Genomic DNA, 14950 nt, shown 5'->3' on the forward strand with positions numbered 1-14950 from the left:
TCAGCGGGCCAGACCCTTAGATGAACTTCTGGCTCGCGAGGTACTCGGCGAGCTGCTTGCCGCCCTCGCCCTCGTCCTTGACGATCGTGCCGGCGGTGCGGGCCGGACGCTCCGCGGCGGAGTCGACCTTGGTCCAGGCGCCCTCGAGGCCGACCTGCTCGGCCTCCAGGTCCAGGTCGGACAGGTCCCAGGACTCCACGGGCTTCTTCTTGGCCGCCATGATGCCCTTGAAGGACGGGTAACGCGCCTCGCCCGACTGGTCGGTCACCGAGACCACGGCCGGCAGGGACGCCTCCAGCTGCTCCGAGGCGGCGTCGCCGTCGCGGCGGCCCTTGACGGTGCCGTCCTCGACCGAGACCTCGGAGAGCAGGGTGACCTGCGGGACGCCCAGGCGCTCGGCGAGCAGGGCCGGAACGACGCCCATGGTGCCGTCGGTGGAGGCCATGCCGGAGACGACCAGGTCGTAGCCGGCCTTCTCGATCGCCTTGGCCAGCACCAGGGAGGTGCCGAGGGCGTCGGTGCCGTGCAGGTCGTCGTCCTCGACGTGGATGGCCTTGTCGGCGCCCATGGACAGCGCCTTGCGCAGCGCGTCCTTGGCGTCCTCGGGGCCCACGGTCAGGACGGTGACCTCGACGTCGTCGTCGGAGTTCTCGGAGATCTGTAGCGCCTGCTCGACCGCGTACTCGTCCAGCTCGGAGAGCAGACCGTCCACGTCGTCCCGGTCGACGGTCAGGTCATCGGCGAAGTGCCGGTCGCCAGTGGCGTCGGGCACGTACTTCACAGTGACAACGATCCTCAAGCTCACGCCGGCTCTCCTACTGCATCGTCATTTCTCGGCTGCCTCTTGCAGGCAGCATAGGCGCCCCAAGCGGCCGATCCCGGTCGGGGCGGGCTGCGCTCCGGCCGAAATATTACTCGCCAGTACACCCACTACGTGCCCGCTAAGCAAGCGCTTTGAACTGTGACCTTTGCAACGCAGCGTAATCGGAACTCGACGGGCGCGCATACCAGAGGAAGAGCCGACGATCCGATCGGTCACGCGATCCGCTGAAGTGCGGCCCCTTGGACCGGCCGCGGCGGATCAGTCGCGCAGGGCGTTGAAGCGGCCCTGGTGGTACAGCAAAGGCCGGCCCACCCCGGCGGGGTCGCCGATCCGCACCTCGGCCAGCACGATGCGGTGGTCCCCGGCGGGCACACGCGTGTGCACCCGGCAGACCGTCCAGGCGAGGACGTCGTCGAGGACGGGGACGCCCTCGGGTCCCTCGTGCCAGGCCGTGGGCGCGCCGAAGCGGTCCGCGCCGCTGCGGGCGAAGGTGGCGGCCAGCTCCTTCTGGTGCTCGCCCAGTATGTGCACCCCCACGTGCTCGGCCCGGGATATCGCGGGCCAGCTGGAGGCGCCCGTGCCGATCCCGAAGGAGAGCATGGGCGGTTCGGCGGAGACCGAGGCGAGAGAGGTGGCGGTGAACCCGACCGGACCCTCGTCACCCCGTGCGGTGATCACGGCGACGCCCGCGGCGTGCCGCCGGAAGAGGGAGCGCAGGAGGTCGGGAGAGGCGAGCCGGGCGGTGCCAGGGTCGGAGATGGCCGTCATGCGGGAATCCTTCTGCGAGGGGTGGCGAGCGGGACCGTGGCTGCTCAAGAAGCCGGACAGCGCGCGCTCGCGGTGCGGGCGAGGTCGACGTGGACCCGCCCGTACAGAAGGAGTTCCGTTGGCATACGGTCAGGTTGACGATAGGTGCGGCGCGCAGTCAAGTACGTTCCGGCATCTGGGAGATGCCTCACCGTCCGCTCGTCCCGCGTCAAACCGCCTCCCCGATCGCCGCGATGACGTCGGCCTTGCGCGGCTGCCCCGCGGCCCGGCGGACGACCCGGCCGCCGGCGTCGAGGACCAGCACGGTCGGCGTCTTGAGGATGTCGAGCTCACGGACCAGGTCGAGGTTCTTCTCGGCGTCGATCTCGACGTGGGTCACTCCGGGAACCATGCCGGCGACCTCGCCGAGCACCCGCCGGGTCGCCCGGCAGGGTGCGCAGAAGGCGCTGGAGAACTGGACGAGCGTGGCGCGTGCACCGAGTTCCGCACCCAACTCGGCGGCGCCGAGCCTCTTGCCGTCGTCGCGCCCGCGCACCCGTACTCTCCCGCTCCGCCGCCGTTGCAGCACTCCGTAGGCGCTCGCCGCCGCGAGCACCACCCCACACACCACGAGTCCGGTCATCACCTGCACAAGCATTCACGAGACTGCAAAGATTCCCGCCTCCCCTGAGTCTTTCCGTTGCGGAATGCTTGATTCATGGACATTGACGCAAGGGGGCCGCGCTTCGGAGCGGCCGTGACGACCGTCGTTCTGGCGGCCGTCCTGATCACGGGCAGCGTCTGGCTGCTGGCCTGGCAGACGCTGGCGTTCGCGCTGGGCGCGGCAGGCGGGGTCGGGCGTTCGCCCTACGGCTGGCTGTTCCGCAAGGTGGTACGGCCGCGGATCGGGCCGCCGACCGAGTTCGAGTCGCCCCAACCGCCGCGTTTCGCGCAGGCGGTGGGCCTCGCCTTCGCCGCCCTCGGACTCGTGGGGTACGGGATCGGGCCGGAGTGGCTGGGACTCGCCGCCACCGGGGCGGCCCTCGCGGCGGCCTTCCTCAATGCCGTGTTCGGGTACTGCCTCGGCTGCGAGATGTACCTGCTCGTGCGGCGGGTGGCGGTACGTGCCGAGTAAAGGCGGCTTAAAAGCCCAAGGTGGATCACTGGAGGGACGTGACGAGAATCTCGCCCGCGTCGGGCACCAGGACTGGCTCCCCGCCCGTTATTGGGGCACGATCTGCGAGATGCCGTAAACCTACGGCTGCGTAACTTAATGCCGGGCCCCCTCCCCCGGCGAAGCAGGAAGGGCTCACCCCGCCCATGGCAGAGCTTGTCTACCGTCCCGTCGTCGGATTCGCCCAGGCGCTGTTCAAGGCCTGGGACCTCAAGATCGACTGCAAGGGTTCGGAGAACATCCCGCGCTCGGGCGGCGCCGTTCTGGTGAGCAACCACATCAGCTACCTGGACTTCGTCTTCAACGGCCTGGCCGCGCTCCCGCAGAAGCGTCTCGTGCGCTTCATGGCGAAGGAGTCGGTGTTCCGCCACAAGGTCTCGGGTCCGCTGATGCGCGGGATGAAGCACATCCCGGTCGACCGCCAGCAGGGCGAGACGGCGTACGCCCACGCCCTGGAGTCGCTGCGGTCGGGTGAGATCGTCGGGGTCTTCCCGGAGGCGACGATCTCGCAGTCCTTCACCCTGAAGAGCTTCAAGTCTGGTGCGGCGCGGATGGCGCAGGAGGCGGGCGTCCCCCTGATCCCGATGGCCGTCTGGGGCACTCAGCGGCTGTGGACCAAGGGGCACCCTCGCAACTTCAAGCGCAGCCACATCCCGATCACGATCCGGGTCGGCGAGGCGATCGAGGCGTCCCGGGACAAGTACGCCGGAGCCATCACCCGTCAGGTCCGCGAACGTGTCAACGAGTTGCTGGAAGCGGCTCAGCGGGCGTATCCCGTACGGCCGAAGGGGCCGGACGACACCTGGTGGATGCCGGCGCATCTCGGGGGGACGGCACCCACGCCGGAGGCGGTGCGCGAGGCCGAGGCCCGCTAGCGTGCCGCCCCCGCCGTCTCGATCCGTGCTCCCGGGCTGAACTTCTCGATCAGTTCGGCCAGTTCGGCGGCGGCCCGCTCCACGTCGGCCACCGGCATCGGCGCCAGGCTCTCCAGCAGGAAGATCCCCGAGACCGTCTCCTCCGTGAGCCTGGTGCGGGGCCCCTGGCGCCAGTTCCAGCGCCGGCAGGTCACACCGGCGTCGTCGCGCCACACCACCTCCCCCGCCTCGGGGGCCTCGACGACCTCCTCCCCCGCGGCCACCGTCACGAACTCCTCGTCACCCGTGGCCCGTACGAGGCGCATGCCGCCCTGGATCCGGTCGAGGTCCTCGCCGCCGACGGGGACGAGGTGGGCGACGCTGATCGCGTTGTAGAGGTCGACCAGACGGTTGACGCGCGGCAGGCCCGCCCCCGACAGCGCCCTCTTCGCCAGCGCCTCCGCGGAGTTGCGGGTGCGGGACGGCTTCGCGCCGAACGCCGTGTACACCTCCCGCCAGGCCGCCATGTGCGGGTCCTCGTGCGGGGCGCGCCCGTCCAGTCGTACGGCGAGACGGCGGGCCGCGTCGTCGAGGAGCGCCGAACTGGCTTCGGTGCTGGGCCCGTTGACGAGACCGTGTGCCTCGACGACCAGGTGCGTGAAGCCCGGCGCGAGGGCACGGACCTCGTCGGACACGGTCAGGGAGAGGGTCATGGAGTGCCTCGGAGTGCGACGGGGAGCGTTTGCCAGAGGTGCGGGCGGTCCGGGGCCGCTTTCAGGACCGCCAGGACCGCTGGGTGCGGTTCAGCGTACAGGACCGGGTAGTCCATCTCGCTGGACTCCGGCTGGGGCGTGAACGCCAACCGCTCCCCGTCCAAGGAGAACTGCGCGTCCACGCCGGGCTTGTTGCCCCGGGGGTCCTGGCGGTGCCAGGCGCCGTTGAAGCGCACGGCGACCAGACCGTGCACCACATCCAGCTTCTGGTAGCAGAGAGCGGTCGGGATGTCCTCGGCGCGCAGCAGGGCGGCCAGCGCGTGCGCCTTGGCGTAGCAGATGCCGGTGCCCTGCTCCAGCACGTCCGACGCCCGCCAGGTGACGCGCGGATCGCCGGAGTCCTGGGAGTGCGGGACGGCGTCCCGGACGAACTCGAAGGCCAGTCGCGCATAGGAATACGAGTCCACGGCCTCCTGGGCGAGCCGCGCGGCGACCTCCCGGACCACCGGATGGTCATGATCGATGACGTCGTCGGCCGCCAAGTAGGCGGACAGGTCGGGGGTGTTCTGGATCAGCTCCATGCCCGCAGAGCATAGGAAAAGGATCACTGCCGAGTCAATCAATTTACGATGCTCAGTATATTTATGCAGGCGCCGCATAGCAGTGGACAGTTACCGTCTGGAAGGCGCTCCACCGCTGCTCGACCGTGGCCAGCCGCGTCCAGCCCAGCCGTTCGTACAGGGCCGCCGCGGCGGCGTCGGACGCGACGACGTCGAGCACCGGATGCAGTCCGCGATGCCGCGCCTCCTCCGTCACCCGGGCCATCAGCAGCGCGCCGATCCCCTGCCCTCGGGCCCACGGGGCGACGAACAACCGCCCCACGACCGCGGCCCGTTCCCGGCTCGTGCCGTGCCGTTCGCTCCAGAGCCCGGGGGCCATGTCGTCCTCGGCGCTGGAGGAGAGACCGACATGGCCGGCCACCCGGCCGTGGAGTTCGGCGACCCAGGCTCCGAGCCCGGCCGGCTGCGACAGCCAGTCGCCGGGCCGTGCAGGCCAGTTCACCGGGTAGCCGTCGCCGCGGTGGACCTCCTCCAGCACCCGTACGCATGCCTCGACGTCGTCATCGGTCCTGGGCCGGACCCGGCGCTCCGCGTTCACGCCGCCATGCAAGCACAGGAGCGCCCGGGCTCACGGTCCTACCGGGCCATCTCCTCCTTGAGCGCTGCCACGAACGAGTCCACGTCGTCCTCCGTCGTGTCGAAGGCGCACATCCAGCGGACATCGCCCGCGGCCTCGTCCCAGAAGTAGAAGCGGAAGCGCTTCTGGAGGCGTTCGCTCACGTCGTGCGGGAGTCGGGCGAAGACGCCGTTGGCCTGCACCGGGTAGAGGATCTCCACGCCGTGGACCGCGCGCACGCCCTCGGCGAGGCGCTGGGCCATCTCGTTGGCGTGGCGGGCGTTGCGCAGCCACAGGTCCTTGGCGAGCAGGGCCTCCAACTGCACCGAAACGAAGCGCATCTTGGAGGCGAGCTGCATCGACAGCTTGCGCAGGTGCTTCATGTGGGAGACCGCGTCCTGGTTGATCACCACGACCGCCTCGCCGAACAGCGCGCCGTTCTTTGTGCCGCCCAGCGAGAGGATGTCGACGCCGACCGCGTTGGTGAACGTCCGCATGGGCACGTCCAGGGAGGCGGCCGCGTTGGCTATGCGCGAGCCGTCCAGGTGGACCTTCATGCCGTGCGCGTGCGCGTGGTCGCAGATCGCTCGGATCTCGTCCGGCGTGTAGAGGGTGCCGAGCTCGGTGGACTGGGTGATCGAGACGACCTGCGGCATCGCACGGTGCTCGTCCTCCCAGCCGTACGCCTGCCGGTCGATCAGCTCGGGTGTGAGCTTGCCGTCCGGCGTCGGCACGGTGAGCAGCTTCAGGCCGCCCATCCGCTCGGGGGCGCCGCCCTCGTCGACGTTGATGTGCGCGCTCTCGGCGCAGATCACCGCGCCCCAGCGGTCGGTGACCGCCTGGAGCGCGACGACGTTGGCGCCGGTGCCGTTGAAGACCGGGAAGGCCTCCGCCGTGGCACCGAAGTGGCTGCGGACGATGCTCTGGAGGTGCTCGGTGTAGTCGTCCTCGCCGTACGCGACCTGGTGCCCGCCGTTGGCGAGGGCCAGGGCGGCGAGCACCTCCGGGTGGGCCCCGGCGTAGTTGTCGCTGGCGAAGCCGCGGACCTGCGGGTCGTGACGGCGGCTTGCCTGTGTGAAAGCGGTCGGGTTCACGGCTTCTCGGTCAGCCACAGACGGTTTCCGTTCACTTCGGCGGCGGGCTTCTCCCAGACCCCGACGATGGCCTCGGCCAGCTCCTCGACATCGGTGAAGCCCGCGAACTTCGCGTTGGGCCGCTCGGCGCGCATCGCCTCGTGCACCAGCGCCTTCACCACCAGGATCGCAGCAGCCGACGTCGGCCCGTCGGCGCCCCCGGCCTTGCGGAAGGCGTCGGCGAGGGCGAGCGTCCAGGCCTCGGCGGCGGCCTTGGCGGCGGCGTACGAGGCGTTGCCCGCGGTCGGCCTGGTCGCGCCGGCCGCGCTGATCAGGACGTACCGGCCGCGCTCGCTGCGCTGGAGGCCCTCGTAGAAGGCCAGCGAGGTGTGCTGCACGGTGCGGATGAGCAGCAGTTCCAGGAAGTCCCAGTCGTCCAGGCTCGACTTGATGAAGGTCTCGCTGCCGCGCCAGCCGCCGACGAGGTGGACCAGGCCGTCGACCCGGCCGAAGTCCTTCTCGATGTGCCTGGCCCAGTCCTGGGTGGATCCCAGGTCGAGCAGGTCGACCGGCTCACCGGTCACGGTGGCGCCGCCGGACGCGTAGCGCGCCGCGTCCACGGCCTCCGCGAGCCGCTCGGGGTCGTTGTCGGCGCCGACGACGGTCGCGCCCGCCTCGGCCAGGCGCAGCAGTGCCGCCCGGCCGGCGGGGCCGCCCGCTCCGGCCACCGCGATCACCGCACCGCTGAGAGCTCCGTTCCCCACCATGCGCTTCGCCTCCTGAGCAGTTGTGGTGCGGTCGCTCACGCGGCGACCTGCTCGGCACTCTCCGCCGTGATGCCCCGGGTGGAGGCGATCACGTTCCTGAGCTTCTTGGAGAGGGCCTCATAGAACATGCTCAGCGGAAACTCGTCCGGAAGCACGTCATCGACGAGTTTCCGGGGCGGCTGGGACAGGTCGAGGGCGTCCGGGCCCTTGGCCCACCGGGATCCGGGGTGCGGGGCGAGGTACTGGGAGACCAGGTCGTAGGCGGCGAACCAGTGGACCAGCTTCGGGCGGTCGATGCCGGCCCGGTACAGGTCCTCGATCTCGGCGCACAGCTGGTTGGTGACCTGCGGGGCGCGCTGCCAGTCGATGAACAGCTTGTTGTCGGTCCAGCGGACGACGTCGTGCTTGTGCAGGTAGGCGAAGAGGAGCTGGCCGCCGAGGCCGTCGTAGTTGCGCACCCGCTCGCCGGTGACCGGGAAGCGGAACATGCGGTCGAACAGGACCGCGTACTGCACGTCACGGGCCTGCGGGACGCCGTCCTCCTGGAGCTTCACGGCCTCCTTGAAGGCGGTGAGGTCGCAGCGCAGCTCTTCGAGGCCGTACATCCAGAACGGCTGGCGCTGCTTGATCATGAACGGGTCGAATGGCAGGTCGCCGTGGCTGTGGGTGCGGTCGTGGACCATGTCCCACAGCACGAAGGCCTCCTCGCAGCGCTTCTGGTCGTGGACCATCGCGGCGATGTCCTCGGGCAGCTCCAGACCGAGGATGCCGACCGCGGCGTCGGTGACGCGGCGGAAGCGGGCGGCCTCGCGGTCGCAGAAGATGCCACCCCAGGAGAATCGTTCCGGCGCCTCGCGCACGGCGATGGTCTCGGGGAAGAGGACGGCGGAGTTGGTGTCGTAACCGGCCGTGAAGTCCTCGAACTTGATGCCGCAGAACAGCGGGTTGTCGTAGCGGGTGCGCTCCAGCTCGGCCAGCCAGTCGGGCCAGACCATGCGCAGCACGACCGCCTCGAGGTTGCGGTCGGGGTTGCCGTTCTGCGTGTACATCGCGAAGACGACCAGGTGCTGGAGTCCGTCCGCGCGGTTCGCGGCGGGCTGGAAGGCCAGCAGGGAGTCCAGGAAGTCGGGCACCGCGAAGCCGCCCTCGGCCCAGCGCCGCAGGTCCTTCACGAGGGCCGCGTGGTAGTCGGCGTCGTGCGGGAGCAGCGGGGACAGCTCTTCGACGGCCTCGACGACACGCCGGACGGCGGCCTCGGCGTCGGAGCGGGCGGGGGCGCCCTCGGCCTCGAAGTCGATCGACCCGTCCTTGGACTGCCATGGCCGGATCCGCTCCACGGCATCCTTGAGCACAGGCCATGCCGGGTGCTCCACCACCCTGTCCATGGGAGGAACCTTCTCCCCCGTCGTCGCCTGCACAAGAATTTCCGTCATGTCCCATCCTCCACGGGAGAACCTCGCGTATGGAGACCGTATACATACGGCCTTCCTTCCAGCAAGAGCGACCACGGGAAGTTATCCTGCGCAACGCAATGGTCACCGAACTTTTTCCTGTCGAGTGCCATGAACACCGCGATTGCGGGTACGAGTTACGGGTTTCCCCAGATCGCCGCGATCCCTCATGTACGCGCGGGTCCATCACACGGCGTAGCCGTTAGGCTGCGGCCCTGCACCGAGCCGCCGTCGACGGAAGCGAGTTGAACCTTGAACTTCCTTACCATCGGTCATCGCGGAGTCATGGGTACCGAACCCGAGAACACCCTCCGTTCCTTCGTCGCCGCCCAGCAGGCCGGCCTCGACGTCATCGAACTCGATCTGCACCTGAGCAAGGACGGCGCCCTCGTCGTCATGCACGACACCCACGTGGACCGCACGACCGACGGAACCGGCCCGATCGCCGAGAAGACCCTCACCGAGCTGCGCGCCCTGGACGCCGGGCGCGGGGAACGGGTGCCGGTGTTCGAGGAGGTGCTGGACACCGTCCGCTCACCGCTCCAGGCCGAGATCAAGGACATCGCGGCGGCCCGGGCCCTGGCCGAGGTCATGCTCCGGCGGGACCTGGTCTCCCGGGTCGAGGTGTCCTCGTTCCACGACGAGGCGATCGCCGAGATCGGCCGGCTCGTGCCCGGCGTACGGACCGCGCTGATCGGCAGCCGGTTCGGCCCCGACATCGTGGAGCGCGCCGTCGAGGCCGGCGCCGGGACCGTCTGCCTCAACATCCGCCGCCTCACCCTGGAGGTCGTGGAGGCGGCCCGCAAGGCGGACCTGAAGATCATCGGCTGGGTGGTGAACACCCAGGACCACCTGCGCCTGGTGCGCGCGCTGGAGCTGGACGGCGCCACGACCGACTACCCCGAGATCAAGCGCACCGGCCGCTTCACCGCCTGACCCGCGGCAGGAACGTCACACCAACGGCTTGACCAGCAGCTCGAACCGGAGGTCCGCGCGCTGCGGGATGCCGAAGCGCTCGTCGCCGTACGGGAAGGGCGTCATCCTTCCCGTACGGCGGTAGCCGCGCCGCTCGTACCAGGCGATGAGCTCGTCGCGCACGGAGATCACCGTCATGTGCATCTCGGTGACGCCCCAGGTCTCGACGGCCAGCCGCTCCGCCTGAGCGATGACCACCTTGCCGAGGCCGCCGCCCTGGAGCGCCGGGCTGACCGCGAACATCCCGAAGTAGGCGTAGGAGCCCCGGTGTTCGAGCTGGCAGCAGGCGACGACCCGGCCGTCCCGCTCCACGGTCAGCAGCCGGCTGTCGGGCGACTTGATGACCGCGAGCACGCCCTCGGGGTCGGTGCGCTGACCCTCCAGGATGTCCGCCTCCGTGGTCCACCCGGCCCGGCTGTCGTCTCCCCGGTAGGCCGACTCGACCAGCGCGACGAGGGTGTCCACATCGGCGTCCGTGGCGTCACGGAAGGTGAGTCCGGCGGTGGTCTCCATGGGGTGCATCTCCACTTCAGCGGCACGACTCGGGCACGGCCGAGCGTAACGCCCCCGATAGGCTCGCCCGCATGGTGCACGTACTGAGCGGCCGCGTCCTGCTGCGGCCCAGCGATCCGGAGCGTTCCCGCGTCTTCTACGGCGACCAGCTGGGCCTCGCCGTGTACCGCGAGTTCGGGACGGGCCCGGAGCGGGGCACCGTCTACTTCCTCGGCGGCGGCTTCCTGGAACTGTCGGGACGCTCCGAGGCACCGCCCGCCGCGGACGTCCGGCTGTGGCTCCAGGTCCCGGACGTGACCGCTGCCCACGAGGAGCTGCTCGCGAAGGGCGTCGAGATCGTCCGGCCGCCGGTGAAGGAGCCGTGGGGGCTGGTCGAGATGTGGGTGGCGGACCCGGACGGGACACCGATCGTGCTGGTGGAGGTGCCGGCGGACCATCCGATCCGGTACCGGCCCGGAATCTGACCGCATCCCGCGCGACACCGTTCGTTCCTCCGGCCCGGATATGCTCCGCCGACCGCCGTCGCCCCGAGGGCGTCGAGCAGTGGAGGAGTGGATGAGCGTGGACCTGACCGGCGCGGCCTGGGACGGACAGCGCTGGGCCGCCCGGGTGTCGCTGGCAGCGGCGGCGCTCGCTGTCCTGCTGCCGCTCGCCTACGGCGGACTCGGCGGAGTACTACTGCTCGCGGCCGGCCTCTCGGGCTCGGTCGTCACGGCGGCGGCGCTGTGGTGGACGCTGACCCGGCGCGGCCCCGAGCGCTGGCTGGCGGCCGTGGTCGCGGCCGTCACGCCCACCCTCCTCGTGCTGCTGTTCGCGGTGACGCTGGGCTGGGTGCTCCTGCTGTCGCTCGCGCTGTGGACCGTGGCCGTGTCGAGCGGACGGTACGCGCTGCGCAGCACCGGCCGCCTTCCACGCCGGACGAAGGAGCACCGGGCGCGGCCGGTGGAGCGGCCGTTCCTGATCATGAACCCCCGTTCCGGGGGCGGGAAGGTCGAGCGGTTCGCACTGAAGGAGAGGGCCGAGGGGCTGGGGGCGCGGGTCGTGCTGCTCGACCCGGAGGAGCACCAGGACGTGACCGCGCTGGCACGGGCGGCCGTGGCGGAGGGCGCCGACCTGCTCGGCGTCGCGGGCGGTGACGGCACCCAGGCGCTGGTCGCCGCCGTCGCCGCCGAGCACGACCTGCCCTTCCTCGTCATCTCGGCCGGAACCCGCAACCACTTCGCCATGGACCTCGGCCTCGACCGCACCGACCCGTCGACCTGCCTGGACGCGCTCACCGACGGGGTCGAACTGCACGTGGACCTGGGTTTCGCCGGGGACCATCCGTTCGTCAACAACGCCTCCTTCGGCGCGTACGCGGCGGTCGTGCAGAGTCCCGCCTACCGCGACGACAAGATCGGCACCACTCTGGAGCTCCTGCCAGACCTGCTCACCCGCCAGCGGGGCCCGCGTCTGACCGCGCGGGTCGGCGACACGACCCTCGACGGACCGCAGGCGCTGCTGGTGAGCAACAACGCCTACCGCACCGGCGACCTGGCGGGTCTCGGCCGGCGCCGACGGCTCGACTCCGGGCGACTCGGTGTGCTCGGCGTCAAGGTGGACAGCGCGGCCGAGGTCGCGGCAATGCTGCTCGCTCCCGATCCGCAGGGGCTCGTGGTGCTCTCCGCGCGGGAGGCGGTCGTCGATGCCGACCGGACGCAGATCGAGGTCGGCGTCGACGGCGAGGCCCTGGTCCTGCCCACCCCGGTCCACTGCCGTATCGCCCCCGGGGCACTGCGCGTCCGCGTACCGCGGAAACGACCCGGGGTGCCGGTTGAACAACCCCGCCTGAACTGGCGGCGGTTGCGGAAGCTCGCGGCGACGGCGGGGCGGGGTTGAGCCGCGGAGATTGAGCTTGTGACGGAGGCCGGGCGGGATTGAGCCGCGGAGATTGAGCTTGTGACGGAGGCCGGGCGGGGTTGAGCCACGGAAATCGGGCTTGCGGCGGCGGCCGGGCGGGATTGAGCCGCGGGGGTTCGGCCCCGGTCAGGCAGGCTCCTCCCCCTGGGCCAGCGGTGTCACCGTCACCTGGTCGATGACGGGGGCGTACGCGGAGCGCCGGCCGTAGGCGTCCTCGGTGCCGCCCACCAGGTCGGGGAGCCGGTCGGAGGTGAAGGTGAGGGTGTTGGGGCCCGGGCGCAGCGTGACAGGCACGGCGAGCGTCCAGAAGTTGTTGAAGTGGAAGGTCGTGGGGAACAGGACCCGGTGCGCGGGGCCGCCGTTGACGGAGATGTCGGCGTGGCGGCAGACCGGGTCCGGGTTGTAGTGCGTGGACGGCGGCTGCTCGCCGTTGGAGTAGCGCACGGTCAGCGCATGGCGCCCGGCGCGGTCCGAGGTGACCGTCAGGGAGAGCGCGTTGGCCGGACCGGCCCCGACTCCCTCGACCGCCTTGCCACCGTGGGCGCAGGAGTGTCCGACCACCCTCGCGGTCCCGGTCAGGACGCCCTCCTCGGCGGCGTACACGCTCGTGGGCAGCAGTCCGCGCGAAGGGGCGATCCGCAGCCGGTCCACGATCAGGCGGTCCGAGGTGCCGGTGACGGTGATCCTGTTGACGCCGCCGGCCAGGAAGAGCGGGACGGCACCGCGCTCGACCCGTCCGATCTCCTCGCCGTTGACGTTCAACACCCCTTCCCCGGGCCCGAGTACGTCGAGGGTCACGGAGGCCTCACCGTCGTCGGCCGCGTGCGCCCAGAAGGTGACGGTGCCGCCGCGCGGGAGCACGGCGACTCCCGGTCCCGAGGCACCTCGATGGGCGTGGCTGACCCGGGCGCCACCGCCGAGGTCCGCGAACTCGGCGTCGTACAGGGCGGTTTCGTCCTCGCCCCGCAGAACGAGGTCCAGCTTGTCGACGACCGCGTCGCCCTGGGTGACACCGAGATCGGGGTCCTGGGCGGCGAGGGTGATCCGGTGCCGGCCCGCGGTCAGCCGCACCCGCGTGTCGGTGTGCCCCCACACCGCCCACTTGTAGCCGAGCGGCAGCCGCAGTTCGCGCGGGTCCTCGCCGTCGACGCGCAGGAAGACGTTGGTGGGGCCCTGTTCGCGCACGAGGTCCGCGAGATTGTGCGAATTGGCGAACACCAGCAGGTCGTACGTGCCGTCCTGCGGGACCTCGACGTCGAAGGCGAGCACCCCGTCGGAGCCGGTGCGCAGGCCGCCCACGTGGTAGCCGCCGGAGGTGGCGAACCGGTCGACGGCGGACGGGGAGCCCTCGGGCCCGTTCCTCGTGTAGCCGCCGCCCGTGTAGGTCGCGTCCTCGGCTTCGTACGTCCCCCGCCAGCGCACCGCGGGCGGCAGCGACGCGGCCCCGTTGCCGCCGGGCGACAGGATCACCTGGTAGGCCGACATGGTGTCGAGGCCGCTCAGACCGACCGTCACCCTGCCTTCGACGACCGGCAGTTCCTCGTCCCGCAGCCGCAACGGCTGTTCCGAGGAGCCCACTTGGCCCGTCCAGGGGATCTCCACGAGCCGTGCGTGGACCGCGGTGCCGAAGACCTCCTCGTCCACGTGCTCGAAGACGAGGTCGGCGGCGCCGCCGGCTCCCCCGAACAGCGCCCGGGCCTGCCGCTTCTCGCGGTCGAGGGTGGCGACGCCCTGGAGGGTGTACTGCACGTTGGGGTGCGGGGCGAGGACCCGGACGGTGTTGCCGGTCAGCTGTCCGTAGGCGTTGTACAGCCACCACTGGCCGTTGGCCTTGTTCGCCTCCACCGCCGAGTCGTTGAGATTGCCGGCGATGTTCCAGTAGGCGAGGTCGGCGTCGACCTTGGACTCCTCGATCGCGGCGATCCACTGGATCATCTGGCCGGGGACCGAGACGTGGTAGTTGTGGGCGTACTCGTTGATGTTGACGGGCACCGGGCCGATGCCCAACTCGCGCTCCAGAGCACGGTACTTGGCTATGTTGGTGCGGACCTCGGCGGGCGAGGACAGTTCGTGCCAGGTGACGATGTCGGGGAGCACGTCCCGGGACTTCGCGAACTCCAGGAAGTCCCTGACCTCGGGGTACAGGATGCAGGTGTTGGGTCCGGCGATGCGTGCGTCCGGGTCGAGGTCCTTGATGAGGCGGCAGGCGGCCTCCCAGGCGCCGAAGTAGTGGTCGGGCCGGGTCCGCCAGGAGACCCCGTCGTAGCTCCACTCCCCCTCGCCGAACATGTTGCCCTCGGGCTCGTTGAACGGCACGTACACGACGTGGGACCTCAACTCCCCCAGCGTGAGGACGTGTTCGACCTGGCGGCGGATCACGTCCAGGTGTCCGGCGAGCCGCTCCTCGCCGGTGGCGCCGGGCCACTCATAGGGGAAGCCGCGGTAGAAGTCGGGCAGATAGACGTAGACGTCCTTGCCGCCGGCCGCCACGAAGGGCGGCAGGATCTCCAGGGCGTCGCCGCCGGGATGCTGGACGCCGTCCTGGGCCTTGGTGGTCACCGTGCGCGGGTACATGCCCTCGACCACCACACGGCTGGGCACTCCGTCGCCGTAGAGGCCGTAGAGCGTGCCGCTCGCTCCACCGTGGAAGGGGCCGGTCTCGGTGCCGAGGTCGATGGTGAGCCGGTCGGGGGTGGGGACTTCGACTGCCACGGCAACCCTCCTTCGTTCGATATTCCGCACGACGGTCGATGATCCGACGATGATCCGCACCGACCTGGACGAA

The 14950-nt window shown here is 70.5% G+C and carries 16 protein-coding genes; 5 read left to right on the forward strand and 11 right to left on the reverse strand.

Annotated elements, in window-relative coordinates:
- Positions 1-16: 16 nt before the first annotated feature.
- From IF54_RS0123465 to IF54_RS0123475, 3 genes are all read right to left on the reverse strand, one after another.
- Positions 17-805 (reverse strand): electron transfer flavoprotein subunit beta/FixA family protein, encoded by a 789-nt coding sequence (locus IF54_RS0123465; protein WP_030321838.1) that lies wholly within the window; start codon positions 803-805, stop codon positions 17-19.
- 276 nt (positions 806-1081) lie between these two features.
- On the reverse strand, positions 1082-1591 hold the full coding sequence (locus IF54_RS0123470; RefSeq protein ID WP_030321840.1) for a flavin reductase family protein: 510 nt from the start codon (positions 1589-1591) through the stop codon (positions 1082-1084).
- 208 nt (positions 1592-1799) lie between these two features.
- The gene (locus tag IF54_RS0123475) at positions 1800-2213 is read right to left on the reverse strand and encodes a thioredoxin family protein (RefSeq protein ID WP_030321849.1); all 414 of its coding nucleotides are present in this window, start codon (positions 2211-2213) and stop codon (positions 1800-1802) included.
- 75 nt (positions 2214-2288) lie between these two features.
- Here IF54_RS0123475 and IF54_RS0123480 point away from each other — a divergent pair, with 75 nt between their 5' ends.
- Together IF54_RS0123480 and IF54_RS0123485 are read left to right on the forward strand one after the other, a co-directional pair.
- Positions 2289-2705, forward strand: coding sequence for a DUF4395 domain-containing protein (locus IF54_RS0123480; protein ID WP_030321851.1), 417 nt, complete (start codon positions 2289-2291; stop codon positions 2703-2705).
- 185 nt (positions 2706-2890) lie between these two features.
- Positions 2891-3619, forward strand: coding sequence for a lysophospholipid acyltransferase family protein (locus IF54_RS0123485; protein WP_030321853.1), 729 nt, complete (start codon positions 2891-2893; stop codon positions 3617-3619).
- Here IF54_RS0123485 and IF54_RS0123490 read toward each other — a convergent pair.
- The 6 genes from IF54_RS0123490 to IF54_RS0123515 form a co-directional block, all read right to left on the reverse strand.
- Entirely contained in the window at positions 3616-4311 is a 696-nt protein-coding gene (locus IF54_RS0123490; protein ID WP_030321856.1) for a B3/4 domain-containing protein, read from the reverse strand. The genes IF54_RS0123485 and IF54_RS0123490 overlap by 4 nt on opposite strands.
- Positions 4308-4892 (reverse strand): transglutaminase domain-containing protein, encoded by a 585-nt coding sequence (locus tag IF54_RS0123495; protein ID WP_030321858.1) that lies wholly within the window; start codon positions 4890-4892, stop codon positions 4308-4310. The genes IF54_RS0123490 and IF54_RS0123495 overlap by 4 nt, the downstream gene beginning before the upstream one ends.
- Positions 4893-4953: 61 nt before the next feature.
- A complete protein-coding gene (locus tag IF54_RS0123500; RefSeq protein ID WP_030321860.1) occupies positions 4954-5469 on the reverse strand; it encodes a GNAT family N-acetyltransferase in 516 nt (171 codons plus the stop codon).
- Between the two features lie 38 nt (positions 5470-5507).
- Positions 5508-6581, reverse strand: a complete 1074-nt coding sequence (locus IF54_RS0123505; RefSeq protein WP_030321862.1) for a threonine aldolase family protein — start codon at positions 6579-6581, stop codon at positions 5508-5510.
- Positions 6578-7327: an SDR family oxidoreductase gene (locus IF54_RS0123510; RefSeq protein ID WP_030321865.1), complete on the reverse strand. Its 750-nt coding sequence runs from the start codon at positions 7325-7327 to the stop codon at positions 6578-6580. Before IF54_RS0123510 ends, IF54_RS0123505 begins: the two co-directional genes overlap by 4 nt.
- A 35-nt stretch (positions 7328-7362) precedes the next feature.
- Positions 7363-8760 carry a DUF6421 family protein gene (locus IF54_RS0123515; RefSeq protein WP_030321867.1) on the reverse strand — a complete coding sequence of 466 codons (1398 nt, stop codon included), beginning with the start codon at positions 8758-8760 and terminating at the stop codon, positions 7363-7365.
- A 270-nt stretch (positions 8761-9030) separates the two neighbouring features.
- Between IF54_RS0123515 and IF54_RS0123520 the strand changes: the two genes are divergently transcribed.
- Positions 9031-9714: a glycerophosphodiester phosphodiesterase gene (locus tag IF54_RS0123520; protein WP_028809547.1), complete on the forward strand. Its 684-nt coding sequence runs from the start codon at positions 9031-9033 to the stop codon at positions 9712-9714.
- A gap of 15 nt (positions 9715-9729) precedes the next feature.
- Here the strand turns inward: IF54_RS0123520 and IF54_RS0123525 are convergent, their stop codons facing one another.
- Positions 9730-10266 (reverse strand): GNAT family N-acetyltransferase, encoded by a 537-nt coding sequence (locus IF54_RS0123525; protein ID WP_030321869.1) that lies wholly within the window; start codon positions 10264-10266, stop codon positions 9730-9732.
- 71 nt (positions 10267-10337) lie between these two features.
- Between IF54_RS0123525 and IF54_RS0123530 the strand changes: the two genes are divergently transcribed.
- Both IF54_RS0123530 and IF54_RS0123535 read left to right on the forward strand, forming a co-directional pair.
- Positions 10338-10730, forward strand: a complete 393-nt coding sequence (locus IF54_RS0123530) for a VOC family protein (RefSeq protein ID WP_030321871.1) — start codon at positions 10338-10340, stop codon at positions 10728-10730.
- A gap of 91 nt (positions 10731-10821) precedes the next feature.
- Entirely contained in the window at positions 10822-12144 is a 1323-nt protein-coding gene (locus IF54_RS0123535) for a diacylglycerol/lipid kinase family protein (RefSeq protein WP_030321874.1), read from the forward strand.
- 147 nt (positions 12145-12291) lie between these two features.
- Here the strand turns inward: IF54_RS0123535 and IF54_RS0123540 are convergent, their stop codons facing one another.
- Positions 12292-14877, reverse strand: coding sequence for a cellulosome protein (locus IF54_RS0123540; protein ID WP_030321876.1), 2586 nt, complete (start codon positions 14875-14877; stop codon positions 12292-12294).
- Between the last annotated feature and the right edge of the window lie 73 nt (positions 14878-14950).

Origin of the sequence: Streptomyces sp. NRRL B-3229, assembly GCF_000719505.1 — a bacterium.
GTDB classification, from domain to species: domain Bacteria; phylum Actinomycetota; class Actinomycetes; order Streptomycetales; family Streptomycetaceae; genus Streptomyces; species Streptomyces griseorubiginosus.